Source organism: Rhizobium sp. LjRoot254 (genome assembly GCF_964254105.1).
Classification (GTDB): domain Bacteria; phylum Pseudomonadota; class Alphaproteobacteria; order Rhizobiales; family Rhizobiaceae; genus Rhizobium_E.
This window is the reverse complement of sequence record NZ_CAXUSM020000001.1, coordinates 4,967,500-4,986,041: the sequence shown is the minus strand read 5'-3', so window position 1 is coordinate 4,986,041 and position 18,542 is coordinate 4,967,500. Positions and strand designations below refer to the sequence as shown.

The window sequence follows — 18,542 nt, the reverse complement described above, 5'->3', positions numbered from 1 at the left end:
TCAACTCAATCGAGCCGCATGGCGATGCCGTGCTCTGCCATATAACGCTTTGCCTGGCCTACCGTATAGGTGCCGAAATGGAAAATGGAGGCCGCCAGCACCGCCGTCGCATGCCCGTCCCGGATTCCCTCGACCATGTGGTCCAGCGTGCCGACACCGCCCGAGGCAATCACCGGCACCGGCACGGCGTCAGCGATGGTCCGCGTCAGCGCGATATCGTAGCCGCTCTTCTGTCCGTCCTGGTCCATCGAGGTCACCAGCAACTCGCCCGCACCGCGCTCGACCATGGCCCGCGCGAATTCCACGGCATCGAGGCCGGTCGGATTGCGGCCGCCATGGGTAAAGATTTCCCAGCGGGGATTTTGGCCGTCGGCAGAGACCTTCTTGCAGTCGAGCGAGACGACGATGCACTGGTTGCCGAACTTGTCGGCCGCCGCCGCGACGAAATCGGGGTCCTTCACCGCCGCCGAATTGATCGACACCTTGTCGGCGCCGCAGAGCAGCAGCTTGCGGATATCGGCCAATGCGCGGACGCCGCCGCCCACCGTCACCGGCATGAAGCACTGTTCGGCGGTGCGCGCCACGACGTCGAAGATCGTCTCGCGATTGTCGGAAGATGCGGTGATGTCGAGAAAGCAGAGTTCGTCTGCACCAGCCGCGTCATAGGCGATCGCGGCCTCCACCGGATCGCCGGCATCGACCAGATCGACGAAGGAGACGCCCTTGACGACACGGCCGTCCTTGACATCGAGACAGGGGATTACCCGGGCCTTGAGAGTCAAATTTTGTCCTCATGCGCTCAATGGCTTGCGATAAGCGGGTACATAACGATCAAAGCGCGGAATTGCGAGCATATTTTTGTGCGGCTGAGCCCATTTGATGTTTGCAGGGCGGAGAGTTGCCCCTCACCCTAGCCCTCTCCCCGTGAAGGACGGGAAGAGGGGACGCTGGAGGCGCTCTCTGAGCCACGAACTCACTGCTGGTGGAAGCCAAGGGCTCTCGACGAGTCCCTTCTCCCCGCAAGCGGGGAGAAGATGGCGGCAGCCAGATGAGGGGCGCTCCAATCGCTGCCACCGAACCGTGGATTGAACCACCTTCACCCTCGCGACCTGTACCCAAGCCATGCCATAAAGCATCACCTTTGAAAGTGATTCCATGACCGCAACCCAGACCAGCCACCTGTTCGACAATGATGGCGCGAAAAACCCGCTCGCCATCCTCAAGCAGGTCTACGGCTATTCCGCCTTCCGGGGAAAGCAGGCCGACGTGGTCGCCCAGGTCGTGTCCGGCGGCGATGCGGTGGTCCTGTTTCCCACCGGCGCCGGAAAATCCCTCTGCTTCCAGATCCCCGCACTCTGCCGCGATGGCGTCGGCATCATCGTCTCGCCCTTGATCGCCCTGATGCGCGACCAAGTGGAGGCATTGAAGCAGCTCGGCGTGCGGGCCGCAGCCCTCAACTCGTCGCTGACGCGCGAGGAATTCATCGATGTGCGCCGGGCGATCGACAGGGGCGAACTCGATCTCCTCTATGTGACGCCCGAGCGCATCGTCACATCCGGTTTCAAGGAGATGATCGGCAGTGCCAGGATCGCGCTCTTCGCCATCGACGAAGCCCACTGCGTCTCCCAATGGGGCCATGATTTCCGGCCGGAATATCGCGAACTCGGCCATCTCGCCGATCTCTATCCCGGCGTGCCGCGCATCGCGCTGACCGCCACGGCCGATCCGCATACCCGCGAAGACATTATCGACAAGCTCGGCCTTCATGATGCGGAGGTCTTCACCACCTCGTTCGACCGTCCCAATATCGCCTACGAGATCGTCGAGCGCGACCAGCCGCGCCAGCAGCTGTTGCGATTTCTCTCGCGACACAAGGGATCGAGCGGCATCGTCTATTGCCTGTCGCGGGCCAAGGTCGAGGACACCGCCGAGTGGCTGAATGTGCAGGGCATCCGCACGCTCGCCTATCACGCCGGCATGGATCGCAGCCTGCGCGACGCCAACCAGGATGCGTTCCTCAAGGAGGAGGACCTTTGCCTGGTCGCCACCGTCGCCTTCGGCATGGGCATCGACAAGCCGAATGTGCGCTATGTCGCCCATCTCGACCTGCCGGGCTCGGTCGAGGCCTATTACCAGGAGACCGGCCGTGCCGGGCGCGACGGCCTGCCGTCCGATGTCTGGATGGCCTATGGCATGGCCGATGTCATCCAGCGTGGCCGGATGATCGACGAGGGCAATTCGGGCGACGACATCAAGCGCGTCGAACGCGCCAAGCTCAACGCCCTGCTCGGCATCTGCGAAACACCGGGCTGCCGGCGGCAGTCGATCCTCGCGCATTTCGGCGAAGCCCATCCCGGCCAGTGCGGCAATTGCGACACCTGCCTCACGCCCGTCGAGACCTGGGACGGCACCGATGCTGCGATCAAGGCGCTCGCCGCGATCTACCGCACCGGCGAGCGCTTCGGCACCGGCCATCTCATCGACGTGCTGCTTGGTCACGAAAACGAGAAGACCGCCCGCTTCGGCCATACCGGCATGCCGGTCTTCGGAGCAGGCAAGGACATCGCGTCGAAGACCTGGCAGTCGGTCTACCGCCAGCTCCTCGCCAGCGGGCTGATCAGTGTCGATCACAACGCGTTTGGCGCACTGAAGCTGGAGCCCGAGGCCCGCGCCGTCTTCAAGCGCGAACGCGAAGTCCGCTTCCGCCACGACCGGCCGACCAAGGGCAAGGCGGCGAGAAGCGCGTCCTCAAGTTCGGCCAGCGCGAAGTCGGCATTGCAGGGTTCGGATGTGGAACTCTTCGAGGCGCTGCGGGCGAAACGCACCGAGATCGCCAAGGCGCTTGCGGTGCCGCCATACGTGGTTTTTCCGGATACGACGCTTGTGGCTTTTGCCAGGGAGCGGCCGGCGGATGAAGAGGAGATGCTCGGCATTTCAGGCGTTGGGCAGTCGAAGCTGGAGCGGTATGGGGAGGATTTTCTCGAGGTGATTCGAGGGTTTGAGAGGTAGCGCACCGGCTTGGCCCCTCTGCCCAGCCGGGCATCTCCCCCACAGGTGGGGAGAGTGCCGGCACCGTCACACGAAGGAACCAAACGTCAGGGCCCGGCGCTGAAGAACAACAGGCGAGTTAGGCTCGTATAGTTCGACTCAGATACCATCATTGCGACAAAGACGAGCACCAGGATGGGTGGAAGCAGGATCACGTAGACCAGCGCAAGCCGCTCCCATGCCATGTGCATGAAGACGGCGACGATGAGTCCTGCCTTCAGCATCATGAAGATGATGATCAGGGACCACCGCCAATAGCTCTGGAAGCCGAAATAGTCGACCATGTAGGAACAGGCGCTGAGTATGAAAAGCCAGCCCCAAACCACGAGATAGAGCTTGATCGGATGCTGCTGGGTGGATTTCGCCGCCACATGCGCCACCCCGGAATCCACTGTCGTTTCTGACATTGCATCACCTCACCAGAGATAGAAAAACGCGAAGATGAAGACCCAGACGAGATCGACGAAGTGCCAGTAGAGGCCCGTGATCTCGACGATCTCGTAATGGCCCTTCCGGCTGGTGAAAAAGCCCCGCTTCTCCGTGTCGAAATCGCCCCGCCAGACCTTGCGGGCGATGATGATGAGAAAGAGCACGCCGATGGAGACATGGGTTCCGTGGAAGCCGGTGATCATGAAGAAGGACGAACCGAATTGCGCCGCCCCGAAGGGGTTCCCCCACGGCCGCACGCCTTCATGGATCAGCTTCGACCACTCGAATGCCTGCATGCCGACGAATGTGGCGCCGAGGATTGCCGTCAGCAACATGAGGATCGCCGTCTTCCTCCGGTCCCGCCGGTATCCGAAATTGACGGCCATGGCCATCGTGCCGCTGCTGCTGATGAGCACGAAAGTCATGATCGCGATCAGGATGAGAGGGATCTCGTGTCCTCCCAGAGTGAGCGCGAAGACCTTGCTCGGATTGGGCCAGGGGACCAGGGTCGACATGCGGGCCGTCATGTAGCTGAGCAGAAAGCAGCCGAAGACGAATGTGTCGCTCAGCAGGAAGATCCACATCATGGCCTTCCCCCAGGACACGTTCTTGAATGCGCGCTGGTCCGAGGACAGGTCCGCGGCAACGCCGCGCAGCCCTGCGGGCCGCACAAGCGGTTCGGTTGCGTGAGTTTCGGCAGTCTGCGACACGATCGATACTCCCTATGAGAGCAATTGCCCGCAAATCTCGATGAAATCCCGCGCCCAGCCGGCAAAGAGCGCGAGCAGGATCAACCAGACGACAAGCATGAAATGCCAATAGGTGGTGCACAATTCGACGCCGAGACGCATGCCCGATGTCACCTCGCCGCCCCGTGCCTTGATCATCGTTCGGCCAAGCGCCAAAAGCCCGCCGAGGATGTGGAGGCCATGCATGCCGGTTATCACGTAGAAGAAACTGCTCGCCGGATTGCCTGCCAGGCCGTAGCCATCGGCGGTCAGTTCGCGCCAGGCAAGGATCTGTCCCACGAGAAAGAGGACCGCCAGCGCAAAGGCAACGAAGAGAGCGATCCTCATCGTATTGGCGCGACCGTGCTGCGCTTCGGAACCTGCCCATTCCAGGGCGACGCTGCTCAGGATCAGCACGGCCGTGTTCAGCCAGAGCTGGCGGGGAAGAGGCGTCGACCACCACTCGCTCTCCCCGACGCGCATGAGGTAGGCGCTGATGAACAGGCTGAAGAGAGAGCCGACGACCGCGAGAAACACGCCGAGGCCGATCTTGGCCGGTTCCATCGGCGGGCGCTCCCCAATCGCCGGCTTTTCAAGGTGTCCAACCTCCAGCCATGGCCGGGATGTCAGGCGCTGGCGGGTCATCCACCAGATGACGACCGCGGCGATGCCCGCGAGGAAGATCAGCATGACGGTCATGATGCCGCCTCGCGCGACGCTGGACTGAGCCCGGGCTGGTTCTGCGGGATGAAATCCTCCGGTGCCCCGGGCACGCTGTAGTCATAGGCCCACCGATAGACGACCGGCAGTTCCTTGCCCCAGTTTCCATGCGCCGGCGGCGTCTGCGGCGTCTGCCATTCGAGCGTCGTCGCACGCCATGGATTGCCGCCCGACGGCTTGCCGCGCGTCAGGCTCCAGCCCAGATTGAACAGGAACAACAACTGCGCGGCACCGACGATCAGTGCGACGATGGTGATGAACTCGTTGAGCGTATGCGCCGAAGGCGGCATGAAGGACATCTCGCCCAGCTCGTAGTAGCGGCGTGGCACGCCCAAGAGGCCAATATAGTGCATGGGGAAGAAGATCGCATATGCGCCGACGAAGGTGACCCAGAAGTGGATCTGGCCCATGACCTCGTCGAGCATGTGCCCGGTGATTTTCGGATACCAGTGGTAGATGGCGCCGAAAACCACCATGATCGGCGCCACGCCCATCACCATGTGGAAGTGCGCCACGACGAACATCGTGTCGGAGAGTGGCACATCGACGACGACATTGCCGAGAAACAGGCCCGTCAGCCCGCCGTTGACGAAGGTGACGATGAAGGCGAGTGCGAAAAGCATCGGCAGCGTCAGATGGATATCGCCACGCCAGAGCGTCAGCACCCAGTTGTAGACCTTGATCGCCGTGGGCACAGCGATGATCAGCGTGGTGGTGGCGAAAAAGTATCCGAAGGCCGGATTCATGCCGCTGACATACATATGATGCGCCCACACGACGAAGCTCAGCACGGCAATGATGAGGATCGCCCAGACCATCATCCGGTATCCGAAGATGTTCTTGCGCGCATGCGTGCTGATAAGATCCGAGACGATGCCGAAGGCGGGAAGCGCCACGATATAGACCTCGGGATGGCCGAAGAACCAGAAGAGATGCTGGAACAGGATCGGGCTGCCACCGCCATGCTTGAGCTGCTCCCCCATCTCGACGATTGCCGGCATGAAGAAACTCGTCCCGAGCAAACGGTCGAACAGCATCATGACGGCAGCGACGAACAGCGCCGGAAAGGCGAGCAGCGCCATCACCGTCGCGGTGAAGATGCCCCAGACGGTCAGAGGCATGCGCATCAGCGTCATGCCGCGCGCGCGTCCCTGCAGCACGGTCACGACATAGTTGAGGCCCCCCATGGTGAAGCCGATGATGAACAGGATCAACGACGACAGCATGAGGACGATACCCCAGTCCCGCCCCCCAGGCGTGCCTGATAGCACCGCCTGGGGCGGGTAGAGCGTCCAGCCGGCGCCTGTCGGCCCGCCGGGCGCGAAAAAGCCGGCAACCAGCACCAGCACGGCGAGCAGGTAAATCCAGTAGCTCAGCATGTTCGCATAGGGGAACACCATGTCGCGGGCGCCCACCATCAGCGGAATGAGATAGTTGCCGAAGCCGCCGAGAAACAGTGCGGTCAGCAGGTAGATCACCATGATCATGCCGTGCATGGTGATGAACTGGTAATAGCGTTCGGCATCGATGAAGGTGAAGTAGCCGGGAAATCCGAGCTGCAGCCGCATCAGCCAGGAAAGTACGAGCGCCACCACGCCGATGGCCGTGGCGGTCAGCGCATACTGGATGGCGATCACCTTGGCATCCTGGCTGAAGACGTATTGTGTCCACCAGCTCCGGGGATGATAGAGTTCCACATCCTCGACTTCGGCGGGCGGTATGACGGCGTCGTCGCCGGCACGGACATCGACCATATTCTTCCTCCCCGGTTCCTCCCGGCGTCTCACACCCCGATGCTTACGCCGGCGGGCTTAGTTCGCCGGCGGATTCTCAACCGATGCCGTCATCTGCGAGAAAGTCTGCTGCTCGCGCAGCCAGGCTTGATAGGTGGCCTCGTCTTCGACAACGACCGTGCCCCGCATCTGCGAGTGAGCGACACCGCAGAGTTCTGCACATAGAATTTCGAACGTTCCCGTGCGCGTCGGGGTGAACCAGAAATAGGTGACGCTGCCGGGGATCATGTCCATTTTCGCCCGGAATTCGGGCACGTAGAAGTCATGCAGAACGTCCGTCGAGCGGAGCAGGATGTGAACCGGCTTGCCGACGGGCAGATGCAGTTCACCGCTCTGGACGATGACGTCGTCGAGGCCTGCCGTATCGCCGGCATCCACCCCCACGGGATTATCGGCACTGACGGCGCGCGTATCGGCCCGGCCAAGCTTTCCATCGGTGCCGGGAAGCCGGAAGCTCCATAGCCATTGCTGGCCGAGCACCTCCACGGCGGAGGCATCGGAGGGCACGGTTACGAACTGCTTCCACACGATCAGGCCAGGCGCCAGCATGGCCGCTACGCCAATCGCGGTGCCGATCGCTAGCCATGATTCGAGCCGGCGGCTCTCGGGCTGGTAAGCTGCGACATTTCCCGGGCGATGCCGGAAGCGCCAGACGCAATAGGCCATGAAGGATACGACAAGCGAGAAGACGACGCCGGTGATCCAGAAGGTGATGACGATGGTGTCGTCGATATAGCTCCAGTTCGACGCGATCGGCGTCCACCACCACGGGCTCAGCAGGTGGAATGCAATGGAAGCCACCACGACCACGACGAGAAGCAGCACTACAGCCATTTTGCCCCCTCACCCGGCGGCGACCTTGTCGCACATGATCCGGCAAGAGAATTTTAAGCACTATCTCATAAACATCTCACACGTGCAAACCGCGGCTCAGATGACTTGCCGGGCGGCAATGCCGCATGCATCAATTACTTGGAAAACTGCTTCAGGTAGGCAACGACGTTGGCGATGTCGGCTTCGTCCTTCAGCCCCGGAAACGCCATCTTGGTTCCCTTCACCTTTTTCCTCGGATCATGGAGATAGTCGCGCAGCGTCGCTTCATCCCAGACAAGTCCGCCTTCGCCGGCGGCCAGCATCGCCGGTGAGTACTTGAAATCCGGATGCGTCCCCGCCTTGCGGCCCATCACGTGGTTCAGCGACGGGCCCACCTTGTTCTTGTCGCTGTCCACCACATGGCAGACCGCGCATTTCTTGAACACGGCTTCGCCCGCTGTCGCATCACCCTCCTGCGCGAGGCCACCGAGAGCCGAAACAAACACAAGTGGCAGACTGATGAAAATTGCACGACACTGCATAATTCCCTCGCTCTGTTGCACCGGTCCCTCCAGGAAACGGCGGATTCAATCAAATTCGTTTCCCGATACTCAGAGCGCTCCATCCTCCTCCATCGGGACGATCAGCTTGCGATAGAAGTGCCAAGTCGCATGACCGAGAACGGGCAGCACGATCGCGAGTCCGATAAAGAACGGGATCATGCCCGCGACGAGCAAGCCCGCGACGATCAGACCCCAGAGCGCCACCGGACCTGGATTGGCAAAGGTGGCACGAATGCTCGCATTGATCGCCACGCCTGTGCGGACATGACGGTCGAGAAGCAGGGGGAACGTCACGACCGTCGTCGCGAGCACCACGGCCGCGAAGAAGAAGCCGATAATATTTCCCCACAAGATCATGGACCAGCCCGCGGGGGTCGTGAGCACGTCCGACACGAAGGAGGAGATCGACGCCGGAGCGCTCTCGCCGAAGCTTGCGACATAGATCCTCTGGGCCACCATGAGCCACACGATGAACAGCACCAAAAGCAGAACGCTGACGGCGATGATGGACGGCATGGCTGGCGAATGCCGCACCTCGAGCGCATGAAACCAGGAACTGTCCAGCCCCTGCTCTCGACGCCGACTGATTTCGTAAAGGCCGAGCGCCGCGATCGGGCCCAGAAGCGCGAACCCCGACATCAAGGGATAGAGCAGCGGCACCAGGTTCTCACCGACGCTCCAATACGCCAGGACGATGCCGGCGATCGGGTACATCAGACAGAGAAAAACGTAGTGCGATGGCTTCGCGTTAAAGTCTTCCAGCCCCAGCTTCAGCGCATCCATGATGTCTGCGGTGCCGACCTTTCGAACCACGGGGCGCGCATATTCGCCCCGCGCATTGACCATGACATGAGATGTCGCCATAGCGTCTCTCCCTCCCAGTCGCGATCCGCCCGGCAGCGTGCGTAGGATGGTCGAACGTCGGCTACCGGGCAGCAACCGGAGTATTATCACATGCTACCGGCTTTGTCGCCTCCTCAGCCCGACCCGGAACTTGCTCATCCAACACCTGCGACAGGCTGCTACCGCAACCCGTCGCAAGGACATTGTCAACCCGACGGTAATGGTTGGCTCTCGCCTTAACGTTCGACCCTGCCTATGACGTCACTACTCGGCAGGCATGCCGGCCAGTTCGCCTGCACTTTCGTGCTCCACCGCCTTGTGCTGTACCAGCGGGCGATTGCCTGCAAGCCTGCGGATCAGCACGTAGAAGACCGGCGTCATGAAGATGCCGAAGAAGGTGACGCCGATCATGCCGGCGAACACCGCGACCCCCATCGCCGCGCGCATTTCCGCACCCGCACCGGTCGAGATAACCAGCGGGATGACGCCCATGATGAAGGCAAGCGACGTCATCAGGATCGGGCGCAGGCGCAGTCGGCTCGCTTCGATGGCTGCCTGGACGGGCGTCCTGCCTTCGAATTCGAGTTCGCGGGCAAATTCCACGATCAGGATCGCGTTCTTCGCCGACAGCCCGACAAGCACGATCAGCCCAATCTGGGTGAAGATGTTGTTGTCTCCACCGGTAAGCCAGACGCCCGTCAAGGCGGCGAGCACACCCATCGGCACGATCATTATGATCGCCAGTGGCAAAGTGAGACTTTCATACTGGGCGGCCAATACGAGATAGACCAGCAGCAGCGCCAGCGGAAAGACCAGCAGGCCCGAACTTCCGGCAAGGATCTGCTGGTAGGTGAGATCCGTCCATTCGAAGCTGATGCCCGTCGGAAGTGTTTCGGCGGCGATCTTCTCGATCGCGGCCTGGGCCTGGCCCGAAGAAAAGCCGGGTGCCGGTCCACCATTGATATCGGCGGCCAGGAAGCCGTTATAGCGGTTGGTGCGCTCCGGCCCGGTCATGGCTTCTACCTTCAGCAACGCCGACAGCGGGATCATCTGGCCCGAAGCCGAGCGGACCTTGAGCTGGCCGATGTCATCAGCCGTTGCGCGGAACTTCGCGTCGGCCTGCGCCCGCACACTGTAGGTACGGCCGAAGGCGTTGAAGTCGTTGACATAGAGCGAGCCGAGATAGATTTGCAGCGTCTCGAACACGTCCGTGACAGAGACACCGAGCTGTTCGGCCTTGGCGCGATCGAGATCGGTGTAGAGCTGCGGAACGTTGATCTGGTAGCTGGAGAACAGCCCTGCCAGTTCCGGCGTCTGATAGGCCTTGGCGAGGAACGCCTTGGTGGCTTCATCGAGCGCCTGGTAGCCGAGCCCGGCGCGATCCTCGAGCTGCAGCTTGAAGCCGCCGGTCGTGCCGAGACCCTGGACGGGCGGCGGCGGGAACATGGCGATGAAGGCATCCTGCACCGCGCCGAACTTCTGGTTCAGCTTCATGGCGATCGCACCAGCCGACAGATCCGGCGTCTTGCGCTCATCGAAATCCTTCAGCGTCACGAAGACGATGCCGGCATTGGACGAGTTGGTGAAACCGTTGATCGACAGGCCCGGGAAGGCGATCGTATGTTCGACGCCGGGCTCGGCAAGCGCGATGTCGCTCATGCGCTTGATGACATCTTCGGTTCGATCCAGCGTCGCTGCATCGGGAAGCTGCGCAAAGCCGATCAGATACTGCTTGTCCTGCGCCGGCACGAAACCGCCCGGCACGGCGTTGAACATCGCATAGGTGCCGCCAGCCAGCGCGAGATAGATCACCATGACGATGCTCTTGCGCGACAGTAGGCCGCCGATGCTTCTGCCATAGGCATTGGAGCTCGCGCCGAAGGCACGGTTGAAGCCACGGAAGAACCAGCCGAACGCGAAATCCATACCGCGCGTCAACCAGTCCTTCGGCGCGTCGTGGCCCTTGAGCAGCAGAGCTGCAAGGGCCGGGGACAGGGTCAGAGAATTGATCGCCGAGATGACGGTCGAGATCGCGATCGTCAGCGCGAACTGGCGATAGAACTGACCGGACAGGCCTGTGATGAAGGCCAGCGGGACGAAGACCGCGACCAGCACCAGCGCGATGGCAATGATCGGGCCAGACACTTCCTTCATGGCCCGATAGGTCGCCTGTCTGGGCGACAGCCCGTTCTCGATATTGCGCTCGACATTTTCGACCACGACGATCGCATCGTCGACAACGATACCGATCGCCAACACCAGCCCGAACAGGCTCAGCGCGTTGATCGAGAAGCCGAAGGCATACATCACCCCGAATGTACCGATGATCGAGACCGGCACCGCGATCAGCGGAATGATCGATGCGCGCCATGTCTGCAGGAACAGGATGACGACCAGCACGACCAGCGCAATGGCTTCGAGCAGCGTATCGACGACCTTTTCGATCGAGGAGCGGACGAACTTGGTGGTATCGTAGACGATCTCATATTTCACGCCTTCCGGCATGGCCAGCTGCAGCTCCTTCATGGTCTTGACGACCTCGTCCGAGATGGTGATGGCGTTGGAGCCCGGCGCCTGGAAGACGGGAATCGCGACGGCGGCCTTGCCATCGAGCAGCGAACGCAGCGAATAGTCGGCAGCACCAAGCTCGACGCGGGCGACGTCACGCAGCCGGGTGATCTCGCCATTGGCGCCGCTCTTGACGATGATGTTGCCGAATTCCTCCGGCGTCGTCAGGCGGCCCTGGGCGCTGACATTGAGCTGCACGTCCACGCCCGCGAGGCTCGGCGATGCGCCGATGACGCCGGCCGCGGCCTGCACGTTCTGCTGGCGGATGGCATTGGTGATATCGCTGGCGGCAAGGCTGTGCTCGGCCGCCTTCTGCGGATCGATCCAGACGCGCATCGAATAGTCGCCCGAGCCGAAGATCTGTACCTGGCCGACGCCCTGAATGCGCGCCAACCGGTCCTTGATGTTGAGGACGCCGTAGTTGCGCAGATAAGTGATATCGTAGCGGTTGTCGGGCGAGGTCAGGTTCACGACCATCATCAGGTCGGGCGAGCTCTTGACCGTGGTAACGCCGATGTTCTTGACCTCTTCGGGCAGGCGCGGCTCGGCCTGCGAGACGCGGTTCTGAACAAGCTGCTGCGCCTGGTCGGGATCGGTGCCGAGCTTGAAGGTGACGGTCAGCGTCATCACGCCGTCCGATGTCGCCTGGCTGGACATGTAGAGCATGTCTTCGACGCCGTTGATCTGCTCTTCGAGCGGGGTGGCGACGGTTTCGGCTATCACCTTCGGGTTGGCGCCGGGATAGACGGCGCGCACGACGATCGATGGCGGAACGACATCGGGATATTCGGAAATCGGCAGGGATCGCATGCCGAGGAGGCCGGCGACCACGATGAGGACCGATAGCACCCCGGCAAAGACCGGGCGGTCGACAAAGAATCTGGAAATATTCATTTCAGGGCCCTCTTCGGCATGAAAACGGAGTGCAAGAACCCTCTCCGGCCGTTCGCATGCCGCCAGTGGTTCAGGTCAGGTCTGGTATGGAGGCCCCCTCCCCTGGAGGAGAAGGAAGGGGCCTGGGCCGCCGTCTATTGTGCGACTGCGACTTTCTTTTCCAGCTCAGGCGCCACGATCGCGCCGGGGCGGATGCGCTGCAGGCCGTTGACGACAATCTTGTCGCCGGCCTTCAGGCCGCTTTCGACCACGCGCTGTCCCTCGGCCATGGCACCGAGCTGGATCGGCCGGTAGACGACCTTGTTTTCGGCATCGACTACGAACACGAATTTCTTGTCCTGATCGGTGCCGATCGCGCGCTCGCTGACAAGGATCCTGGGTTCAGCCTTCGGCTGGCCCATGCGGACCTTGACGAACTGGCCGGGGATCAGCTTGCCGCCGGGATTGTCGAACACGGCGCGAACGCCAATCGTGCCGCTTGCAGCGTCGACCTGATTGTCGATCAGTTGCAACGTGCCCTTTGTCGGTGTGTCGCTATCGGCTGATGTGCCGATCTCGACCGGAATCTGCTCGATCGCGGGTGAGACGCCGGACACTGACGGCAGCTCCGCCAGCGCTTGGGTGACAATTTCCTCGCTGGCGCTGAAGCTCGCATAGATCGGATCGACCGACACCAGCGTCGTCAGCGCCGGCGACGTCGAACCGCCAGCAACGAGGTTGCCGACGGTGATTTCGACTTTGCCGACACGACCGCCCACCGGGGCACGGACCTCGGTATATCCGAGTTCGAGATTGACAGTCTGCAACGCGGCCTGAGCCGTCATCATGCCCGCTTCGGCCTCTGTGACGGCATTCTGCCGCTGATCCATGTCGCTTTGGGAAATGGCCTTGCTCTCCGAGAGCTTCTGAGCCCGCTCGAACTGCAATCGTGCAAGGTCCAGCTTGGCCCTGGCCGCTGCGACCTGGCCTTGCGCCTGGGCGACGGCCGCCTGATAGGGCGCTGGATCGATGGTGAACAGCAGGTCGCCCGCCTTCACCAATGCGCCCTCGCGGAAACTGACGGACTGGATGACACCATCGACCCGCGAGCGGATCTGCACCCGGTCGACGGCTTCCAGACGCCCGGAAAACTCTTCCCAGGTGGTGATGTCCCTGGCTTCGACCATGGCTACGGTCACCGGTGTCGCCGGCGCCTCTACTGTTGCGGCCGCGACCGCGACCGTGCTCATCGGCAGGTCCAGAAACAGGGCTGCGGTTCCAAAAGACGCAGCAATTCCCATGCCGGCGCCCACAAGGGCCCAGCGCTTGCTTTTCGTTGTCATTCGTTACTCTCCTTGCAGCCCCAAACGGGCGCGCATGATCAGTCTGTTTTCAATCCAAATCAGTGTTGGCCGATATCCGCGACGAAGCTTGCAAATTCCCGGCGAACGCTGTCCTGCCAGGTCGCAGCGTCATCCGATGCCCCGCCGTAAATCGAAGGCCAGCCTGTCCCGGCGGGAAGGACATGTTGGCGAACTTTGTTGCCGGCCTGCTCGAGCCGCCCGGCATAACCGATAGCTTCATCGCGCAGGGGATCGTCATTTGCTGTCAGCAGCAAGGTCGGCGCGACACCCGTCATTCGCGAGCAAAGGCAAGGCGCCGCATAGGGATGACAAACGCCGGCGCTCAGATACTGGCTCCAGCCCTCCGCCCAGCGCGCGCGCATGCCGATCGCATCTGCCTCGCGCATCGAGGCCGAGCCCATGAACGCATCGATTAGCGGCGACAGCAGCACCTGCCCGTCGAGCTCCGTGGCAAAGTGATCCCTCGCCTTCAGCGCCACGGCCGCTGCAATGTTGCCGCCGGCCTCTTCGCCGCCGACCAGCAGAAGCGATTTGCGATCCCCCAGACCTGCACGCTTCTTGGCAAGATAGGAAAAGATCGAAAATCCGACCTCCAGCGGCTTGGGAAAGGCACGTCCGAGCGGTGCAATATAATCCGGTACCACGACGATGGCGCCGATGCTCGCCAGGCATTCGGCCACCGGACAATCACGCAAGCCCTGATCGAGAAATGCGCCGCCGCCGAAGAAAAGAACGATCGGCGGCCCCTTGGCGAATTCGGCGCCCTGATAGACGCGCGCCGACACGGGGCCGATGGCCACCTTGTCCAGCATCATGTCTTTCACGTCGACCGGCATCGTCCTGATTTCCATCCTGTTTGAATAGCGCGCGCCTTTGGAGCAGGCCACTTGCAATTTCTTATCAAGAGGTATTGTTATTCGACGTGCGGAACAAGATAGCGAATTGCGATTATACTATTCGGAATTTCGAACAATATCGCAATGCAGCACTTCAGGTGAGACCCAATGGACCAGCTTTCAGCGATGCGCGCCTTCATACGCGTTGTAGAAACAGGCAATTTCACGCGGGCATCCGACGCGCTTCGCATGCCCAAGGCAACAGTCACCAATCTCATCCAAGGGCTGGAGGCGCATCTCCAGACGCAGTTGCTCAATCGCACGACACGGCGGGTGGTGGTGACCACGGATGGCGCGCTCTACTATGAGCGTGCGACCCGCATCGTGGCGGAGGTTGACGAACTGGACGGCAGCCTGTCGAACGCGACCGGCAGCCCCAGCGGCCGGCTTCGGGTCGAGATGGCCGGCGCTTTCGCGGACTGGATCGTCATCCCGGCGCTGTGCGATTTCTATCAGAAATTCCCCGACATCCGCATCGACCTTGGCGTCGGCGACCGCACGGTCGATTACCTCGCCGAGAATGTCGACTGCGCGCTGCGCGGCGGCCCGCCAGGCGACCAGTCGCTGATCGCGCGGCGCGTCTCCGAAATGGGAATGATCACATGCGCCGCACCCCTCTACATCGAAAAATTTGGCGTGCCGGATTCGCCCGCGGCGCTGGAGACGGACCATTATTGCGTCAATTACTTTCAGGCCCAGAACAACCGGACGCTGCCGTTCGAATTCCGCAGAGACAGCGAGACTGTGGAAGTCACCGGCCGGTACCTGATCTCCGTCAATGATGCCAGAAGCTACCTGACGGCAGCGCTGACCGGCCTCGGCATCGCACAGCTTCCGCACTTCCTCATCCCTGGCGAGTTGGAAAAAGGCGGGCTGGTTCAGATTCTGCCGGAGTGGAACATCGAGCCGATCCCGCTCTACATCGTCTATCCCTCCAACCGGCATCTGAGCAATAAAGTCCGTGTTTTCGTCGACTGGCTGGTGAAGCTTCTGGCGGAGTGGCGATTGAATGAGGCATGAAGCCGCGTTGCCTCGGGGATGCCCGGTGAGCCGCGATCCCGCAAAACACTATGCCCGCAGTGGCAAAAGTGAGATCATTCGGCATCGCCGGCAGATCGAGCTGGCATTACCCTCAGTAGCATGACGCGGAAATAAATTCCGCGCACCATCTCGGTGGGATTTAGAGCTCTTGAAGGGATCAGAAGCTGCGACAACACTGTCTTCCAGTGCGCGGGCCGGGATGACCGGCCTTGGCAATGGCCCGATTCAACGTCCCAAACTATCGTCATCCAAGCTCAAACAGCGCCAGTGTCGTTTGCTTCCAGTCACCTGATCGCCATGTCAGGGTCGCGAAACTTGGTCGAGGGGGGTGAACCCCAGGGCTAGCGCCCCTTCAAAATCCGCAACGCCTCAGCCGGATCGATCCGCCCGTCATAAAGCGCACGTCCCGAAATCGCCCCTTCCAATATCGCCGCATCCGGCTCCGCCAGCCGCCTGATATCATCGAGTGACGCCAGCCCACCTGAAGCAATCACCGGGATCGAGGTCGCCCGCGCCAGTTCCAGCGTCGAATTCCAGTTGATGCCGGCGAGGATGCCGTCGCGGTCGATGTCGGTATAGATGATAGCCGCGACACCGGCGCCTTCGAAACGCTTAGCCAGCTCAATAATGCCGAGTTCAGAGGCTTCCGCCCAGCCCTCGACCGCGACCTTGCCGCCCTTGGCATCGATGCCGACGGCGACCTTGCCGGGGAATAGCTTGCAGGCCTCAATCACCAGCGCGGGGTCACGCACCGCCACTGTGCCGAGGATGACGCGGGAGAGGCCCTTGGCCAGCCACGCCTCGATGTGATCGAGTGTGCGGATGCCACCGCCGAGCTGGACGGGATTTTTCGTGGTCTTGAGGATCGCTTCGACCGCCGCGCCATTGACGCTTTCACCAGCGAAGGCGCCGTTGAGGTCGACCACATGCAGCCATTCGAAGCCCTGGTCCTCGAAGGCCTTGGCCTGCGCCGCCGGATCGGGATTGTAGACGGTCGCCTGCTCCATGTCGCCGAGCTTAAGGCGCACGCACTGGCCGTCCTTGAGGTCGATCGCAGGGAAAAGAATCATGACTTAATCATTTCTTCAGGGCGTCCATTTCAGGAAATTCGCGATCAGCCGGAGGCCGAGCGTCTGGCTCTTCTCGGGATGGAACTGGGCACCGGCCATGTTGTCCCGTGCTACGAAGGCCGTCACCGGGCCGCCGTATCCGGCCGTCGCAACCACGTCTTCCGGGTTCTTCGCCGCCAGATGATAAGAATGGACGAAATAGGCATGCAGGCCATCCTCGCCGGTCGGGATGCCGTTGAACAGCGCATGCGGCACCTGCAGTTCCAGCGTGTTCCAACCGATCTGCGGGATCTTCAGGCTGGGGTCGTCGGGCGTCATCAGCACGACATCGCCCTCGATCCAGCCGAGGCCCTCGGTGATGGTCTTTTCCAGCCCGCGCGAACTCATAAGCTGCATGCCGACGCAGATGCCGAGGAAGGGCCGGGCCTTTGTCTCGACCACGTCGCGCAGAGCTTCGACCATCCCCGTCACGGCATCGAGACCACGGCGGCAATCGGCATAGGCACCGACGCCGGGCAGTACGATGCGGTCGGCGGTGGCGACGCGATCGGCTCTGTCGGTCAGCTCGATTTCGGCGTCGACGCCGCTTTCACGCGCGGCGCGCTCGAAGGCCTTGACCGCCGAACGCAGGTTGCCGGAGCCATAATCGATGATCGCGACGCGCATCAGCGTCCCCCGGCCGGGCCGATCAGGCCAAGTGCCACGGCGTCGCTGGAGGCAATCGCCTTGCGGGCGGGCAATGGCGGCAATGGACGCTCCGGCTCGCTGCTCTTGCTGGAAGCTTTGCCGGCGAAGTAAATCTCCTCGGCATCGCTCAGCCGGTCGGCGGCGATGACGCGCTCGATCTGCCAGCCCTTGCGTTCGAGCGCGCGCGCCTGCGCATGCCCGCCTTCAAGCGCGGTCCACAGGCTCAGCATGAAGCTGAAGGCGATGGGCAGGGCATCGAGCCCGTATTGTTCGGCAATATAGATCGTCACGAGATAGACGAGCACGGCGGCCAGCGCGATGACCCACAGCCGCTTGACCAGCAGCCAGGGCAGCGGCAGCAGGAAGGCGAGCCATGAGAAGCCGTCGCGAATGAATTTCGTGTCGCGATCAGCACCCGTCGAGGTCGGCGCGGTCAGAACGTAATAGCTTCGGGCCATCAGAGTGTCCCCTTGGTCGAGGGAATGCGGCCGGCCTGGCGCGGATCGATCTCGGTCGCCGTCCTCAGCACGCGGGCGACGGATTTGAAGCAGGTCTCGGATATGTGATGGTTGTTGGCGCCGTAGATATTCTGGATGTGCAGCGTGATGCCGGCATTCATCGCCAGCGCCTGGAAGAACTCACGCACCAGTTCGGTGTCGAACGTGCCGATCTTCGGCGCCGAGAACGCGACGTTCCACACCAGGAACGGCCGGCCGGAAACATCCACCGCCGCCCGCGTCATCGTCTCGTCCATTGCGAGGTCGAGCGAGGCATAGCGGGTGATGCCACGCCGGTCGCCGAGCGCCTTTGATATGGCCAGGCCGATCGCGATGCCCGTATCCTCGACCGTGTGGTGGTCATCGACGTGAAGATCGCCATTCGCTTCGATCTGCATGTCGATCAGCGAGTGCCGCGACAGCTGGTCGAGCATATGGTCGAAGAAGCCGACACCGGTCTTGATATCAGATGTGCCGGTGCCGTCTATATTGACGCTCACCGAGATCGAGGTCTCGTTGGTCTTGCGGGAGATCGTCGCTTTGCGCTTTGCGCTTTGGTCTGCCATTCAGGCTTCCATCCTTTATCGAGGATATTCTCGGGCTCATTAT

General features: G+C 61.8%; 17 protein-coding genes. 2 read left to right on the top strand and 15 right to left on the bottom strand.

The window, feature by feature from the left end; all coding sequences use genetic code 11:
- Positions 1 to 5 precede the first annotated feature (5 nt).
- The gene (gene hisF / locus ACSQ26_RS24590; protein WP_436013587.1) at positions 6 to 782 is read right to left on the bottom strand and encodes an imidazole glycerol phosphate synthase subunit HisF; all 777 of its coding nucleotides are present in this window, start codon (positions 780 to 782) and stop codon (positions 6 to 8) included.
- A gap of 373 nt (positions 783 to 1,155) precedes the next feature.
- Between hisF and recQ the strand changes: the two genes are divergently transcribed.
- Complete coding sequence (gene recQ / locus ACSQ26_RS24585; protein WP_436013585.1) at positions 1,156 to 3,009, top strand: DNA helicase RecQ; 1,854 nt, start codon at positions 1,156 to 1,158, stop codon at positions 3,007 to 3,009.
- 86 nt (positions 3,010 to 3,095) lie between these two features.
- On the opposite strand, the gene ACSQ26_RS24580 is transcribed toward recQ, so the two are convergent.
- The 10 genes from ACSQ26_RS24580 to ACSQ26_RS24535 all read right to left on the bottom strand — a co-directional run bounded on the left by ACSQ26_RS24580 (position 3,096) and on the right by ACSQ26_RS24535 (position 14,578).
- Positions 3,096 to 3,455, bottom strand: coding sequence for a cytochrome C oxidase subunit IV family protein (locus tag ACSQ26_RS24580; RefSeq protein ID WP_436013583.1), 360 nt, complete (start codon positions 3,453 to 3,455; stop codon positions 3,096 to 3,098).
- 9 nt (positions 3,456 to 3,464) lie between these two features.
- The gene (locus tag ACSQ26_RS24575; RefSeq protein ID WP_436013581.1) at positions 3,465 to 4,187 is read right to left on the bottom strand and encodes a heme-copper oxidase subunit III family protein; all 723 of its coding nucleotides are present in this window, start codon (positions 4,185 to 4,187) and stop codon (positions 3,465 to 3,467) included.
- A gap of 12 nt (positions 4,188 to 4,199) precedes the next feature.
- Positions 4,200 to 4,904, bottom strand: a complete 705-nt coding sequence (locus tag ACSQ26_RS24570; RefSeq protein WP_436013579.1) for a cytochrome c oxidase subunit 3 — start codon at positions 4,902 to 4,904, stop codon at positions 4,200 to 4,202.
- On the bottom strand, positions 4,901 to 6,679 hold the full coding sequence (locus ACSQ26_RS24565) for a cytochrome c oxidase subunit I (RefSeq protein WP_436013577.1): 1,779 nt from the start codon (positions 6,677 to 6,679) through the stop codon (positions 4,901 to 4,903). The genes ACSQ26_RS24570 and ACSQ26_RS24565 overlap by 4 nt, the downstream gene beginning before the upstream one ends.
- A 57-nt stretch (positions 6,680 to 6,736) precedes the next feature.
- Positions 6,737 to 7,552: a cytochrome c oxidase subunit II gene (gene coxB, locus ACSQ26_RS24560; protein WP_436013575.1), complete on the bottom strand. Its 816-nt coding sequence runs from the start codon at positions 7,550 to 7,552 to the stop codon at positions 6,737 to 6,739.
- Positions 7,553 to 7,686: 134 nt separating this feature from the next.
- Entirely contained in the window at positions 7,687 to 8,073 is a 387-nt protein-coding gene (locus ACSQ26_RS24555) for a c-type cytochrome (protein ID WP_436015455.1), read from the bottom strand.
- Between the two features lie 69 nt (positions 8,074 to 8,142).
- Positions 8,143 to 8,958 (bottom strand): DUF2189 domain-containing protein, encoded by an 816-nt coding sequence (locus tag ACSQ26_RS24550; RefSeq protein WP_436013573.1) that lies wholly within the window; start codon positions 8,956 to 8,958, stop codon positions 8,143 to 8,145.
- Between the two features lie 243 nt (positions 8,959 to 9,201).
- Positions 9,202 to 12,399, bottom strand: coding sequence for an efflux RND transporter permease subunit (locus ACSQ26_RS24545; RefSeq protein WP_436013571.1), 3,198 nt, complete (start codon positions 12,397 to 12,399; stop codon positions 9,202 to 9,204).
- Positions 12,400 to 12,533: 134 nt separating this feature from the next.
- Positions 12,534 to 13,721, bottom strand: coding sequence for an efflux RND transporter periplasmic adaptor subunit (locus ACSQ26_RS24540; RefSeq protein ID WP_436013569.1), 1,188 nt, complete (start codon positions 13,719 to 13,721; stop codon positions 12,534 to 12,536).
- A 59-nt stretch (positions 13,722 to 13,780) separates the two neighbouring features.
- A complete protein-coding gene (locus tag ACSQ26_RS24535; RefSeq protein ID WP_436013567.1) occupies positions 13,781 to 14,578 on the bottom strand; it encodes an alpha/beta hydrolase fold domain-containing protein in 798 nt (265 codons plus the stop codon).
- 168 nt (positions 14,579 to 14,746) lie between these two features.
- Here ACSQ26_RS24535 and ACSQ26_RS24530 point away from each other — a divergent pair, with 168 nt between their 5' ends.
- Complete coding sequence (locus ACSQ26_RS24530; protein WP_436013565.1) at positions 14,747 to 15,658, top strand: LysR family transcriptional regulator; 912 nt, start codon at positions 14,747 to 14,749, stop codon at positions 15,656 to 15,658.
- Positions 15,659 to 16,020: 362 nt separating this feature from the next.
- Here ACSQ26_RS24530 and hisA read toward each other — a convergent pair whose 3' ends face one another.
- From hisA to hisB, 4 genes are read right to left on the bottom strand one after another with little or no spacing between them, the layout of a single operon-like run.
- Entirely contained in the window at positions 16,021 to 16,749 is a 729-nt protein-coding gene (gene hisA / locus ACSQ26_RS24525) for a 1-(5-phosphoribosyl)-5-[(5-phosphoribosylamino)methylideneamino]imidazole-4-carboxamide isomerase (RefSeq protein ID WP_436013563.1), read from the bottom strand.
- 15 nt (positions 16,750 to 16,764) lie between these two features.
- Complete coding sequence (hisH, locus tag ACSQ26_RS24520; protein ID WP_436013561.1) at positions 16,765 to 17,415, bottom strand: imidazole glycerol phosphate synthase subunit HisH; 651 nt, start codon at positions 17,413 to 17,415, stop codon at positions 16,765 to 16,767.
- Positions 17,415 to 17,894 carry a DUF2628 domain-containing protein gene (locus ACSQ26_RS24515; protein ID WP_436013559.1) on the bottom strand — a complete coding sequence of 160 codons (480 nt, stop codon included), beginning with the start codon at positions 17,892 to 17,894 and terminating at the stop codon, positions 17,415 to 17,417. The genes hisH and ACSQ26_RS24515 overlap by 1 nt, the downstream gene beginning before the upstream one ends.
- Positions 17,894 to 18,499, bottom strand: a complete 606-nt coding sequence (gene hisB, locus ACSQ26_RS24510; RefSeq protein WP_436013557.1) for an imidazoleglycerol-phosphate dehydratase HisB — start codon at positions 18,497 to 18,499, stop codon at positions 17,894 to 17,896. Before hisB ends, ACSQ26_RS24515 begins: the two co-directional genes overlap by 1 nt.
- Positions 18,500 to 18,542: the final 43 nt, after the last annotated feature.

Bases quoted from the DNA above. Each gene is read 5' to 3' on its own strand.
- ACSQ26_RS24540 (WP_436013569.1), bottom strand. From the start codon at position 13,721: ATGACAACGAAAAGCAAGCGCTGGGCCCTTGTGGGCGCCGGCATGGGA.
- hisA (WP_436013563.1), bottom strand. From the start codon at position 16,749: ATGATTCTTTTCCCTGCGATCGACCTCAAGGACGGCCAGTGCGTGCGC.
- ACSQ26_RS24580 (WP_436013583.1), bottom strand. From the start codon at position 3,455: ATGTCAGAAACGACAGTGGATTCCGGGGTGGCGCATGTGGCGGCGAAA.
- ACSQ26_RS24555 (WP_436015455.1), bottom strand. From the start codon at position 8,073: ATGCAGTGTCGTGCAATTTTCATCAGTCTGCCACTTGTGTTTGTTTCG.
- ACSQ26_RS24570 (WP_436013579.1), bottom strand. From the start codon at position 4,904: ATGACCGTCATGCTGATCTTCCTCGCGGGCATCGCCGCGGTCGTCATC.
- ACSQ26_RS24535 (WP_436013567.1), bottom strand. From the start codon at position 14,578: ATGCCGGTCGACGTGAAAGACATGATGCTGGACAAGGTGGCCATCGGC.
- ACSQ26_RS24515 (WP_436013559.1), bottom strand. From the start codon at position 17,894: ATGGCCCGAAGCTATTACGTTCTGACCGCGCCGACCTCGACGGGTGCT.
- ACSQ26_RS24545 (WP_436013571.1), bottom strand. From the start codon at position 12,399: ATGAATATTTCCAGATTCTTTGTCGACCGCCCGGTCTTTGCCGGGGTG.
- ACSQ26_RS24565 (WP_436013577.1), bottom strand. From the start codon at position 6,679: ATGGTCGATGTCCGTGCCGGCGACGACGCCGTCATACCGCCCGCCGAA.
- hisH (WP_436013561.1), bottom strand. From the start codon at position 17,415: ATGCGCGTCGCGATCATCGATTATGGCTCCGGCAACCTGCGTTCGGCG.
- coxB (WP_436013575.1), bottom strand. From the start codon at position 7,552: ATGGCTGTAGTGCTGCTTCTCGTCGTGGTCGTGGTGGCTTCCATTGCA.
- ACSQ26_RS24550 (WP_436013573.1), bottom strand. From the start codon at position 8,958: ATGGCGACATCTCATGTCATGGTCAATGCGCGGGGCGAATATGCGCGC.
- ACSQ26_RS24530 (WP_436013565.1), top strand. From the start codon at position 14,747: ATGGACCAGCTTTCAGCGATGCGCGCCTTCATACGCGTTGTAGAAACA.
- recQ (WP_436013585.1), top strand. From the start codon at position 1,156: ATGACCGCAACCCAGACCAGCCACCTGTTCGACAATGATGGCGCGAAA.
- hisB (WP_436013557.1), bottom strand. From the start codon at position 18,499: ATGGCAGACCAAAGCGCAAAGCGCAAAGCGACGATCTCCCGCAAGACC.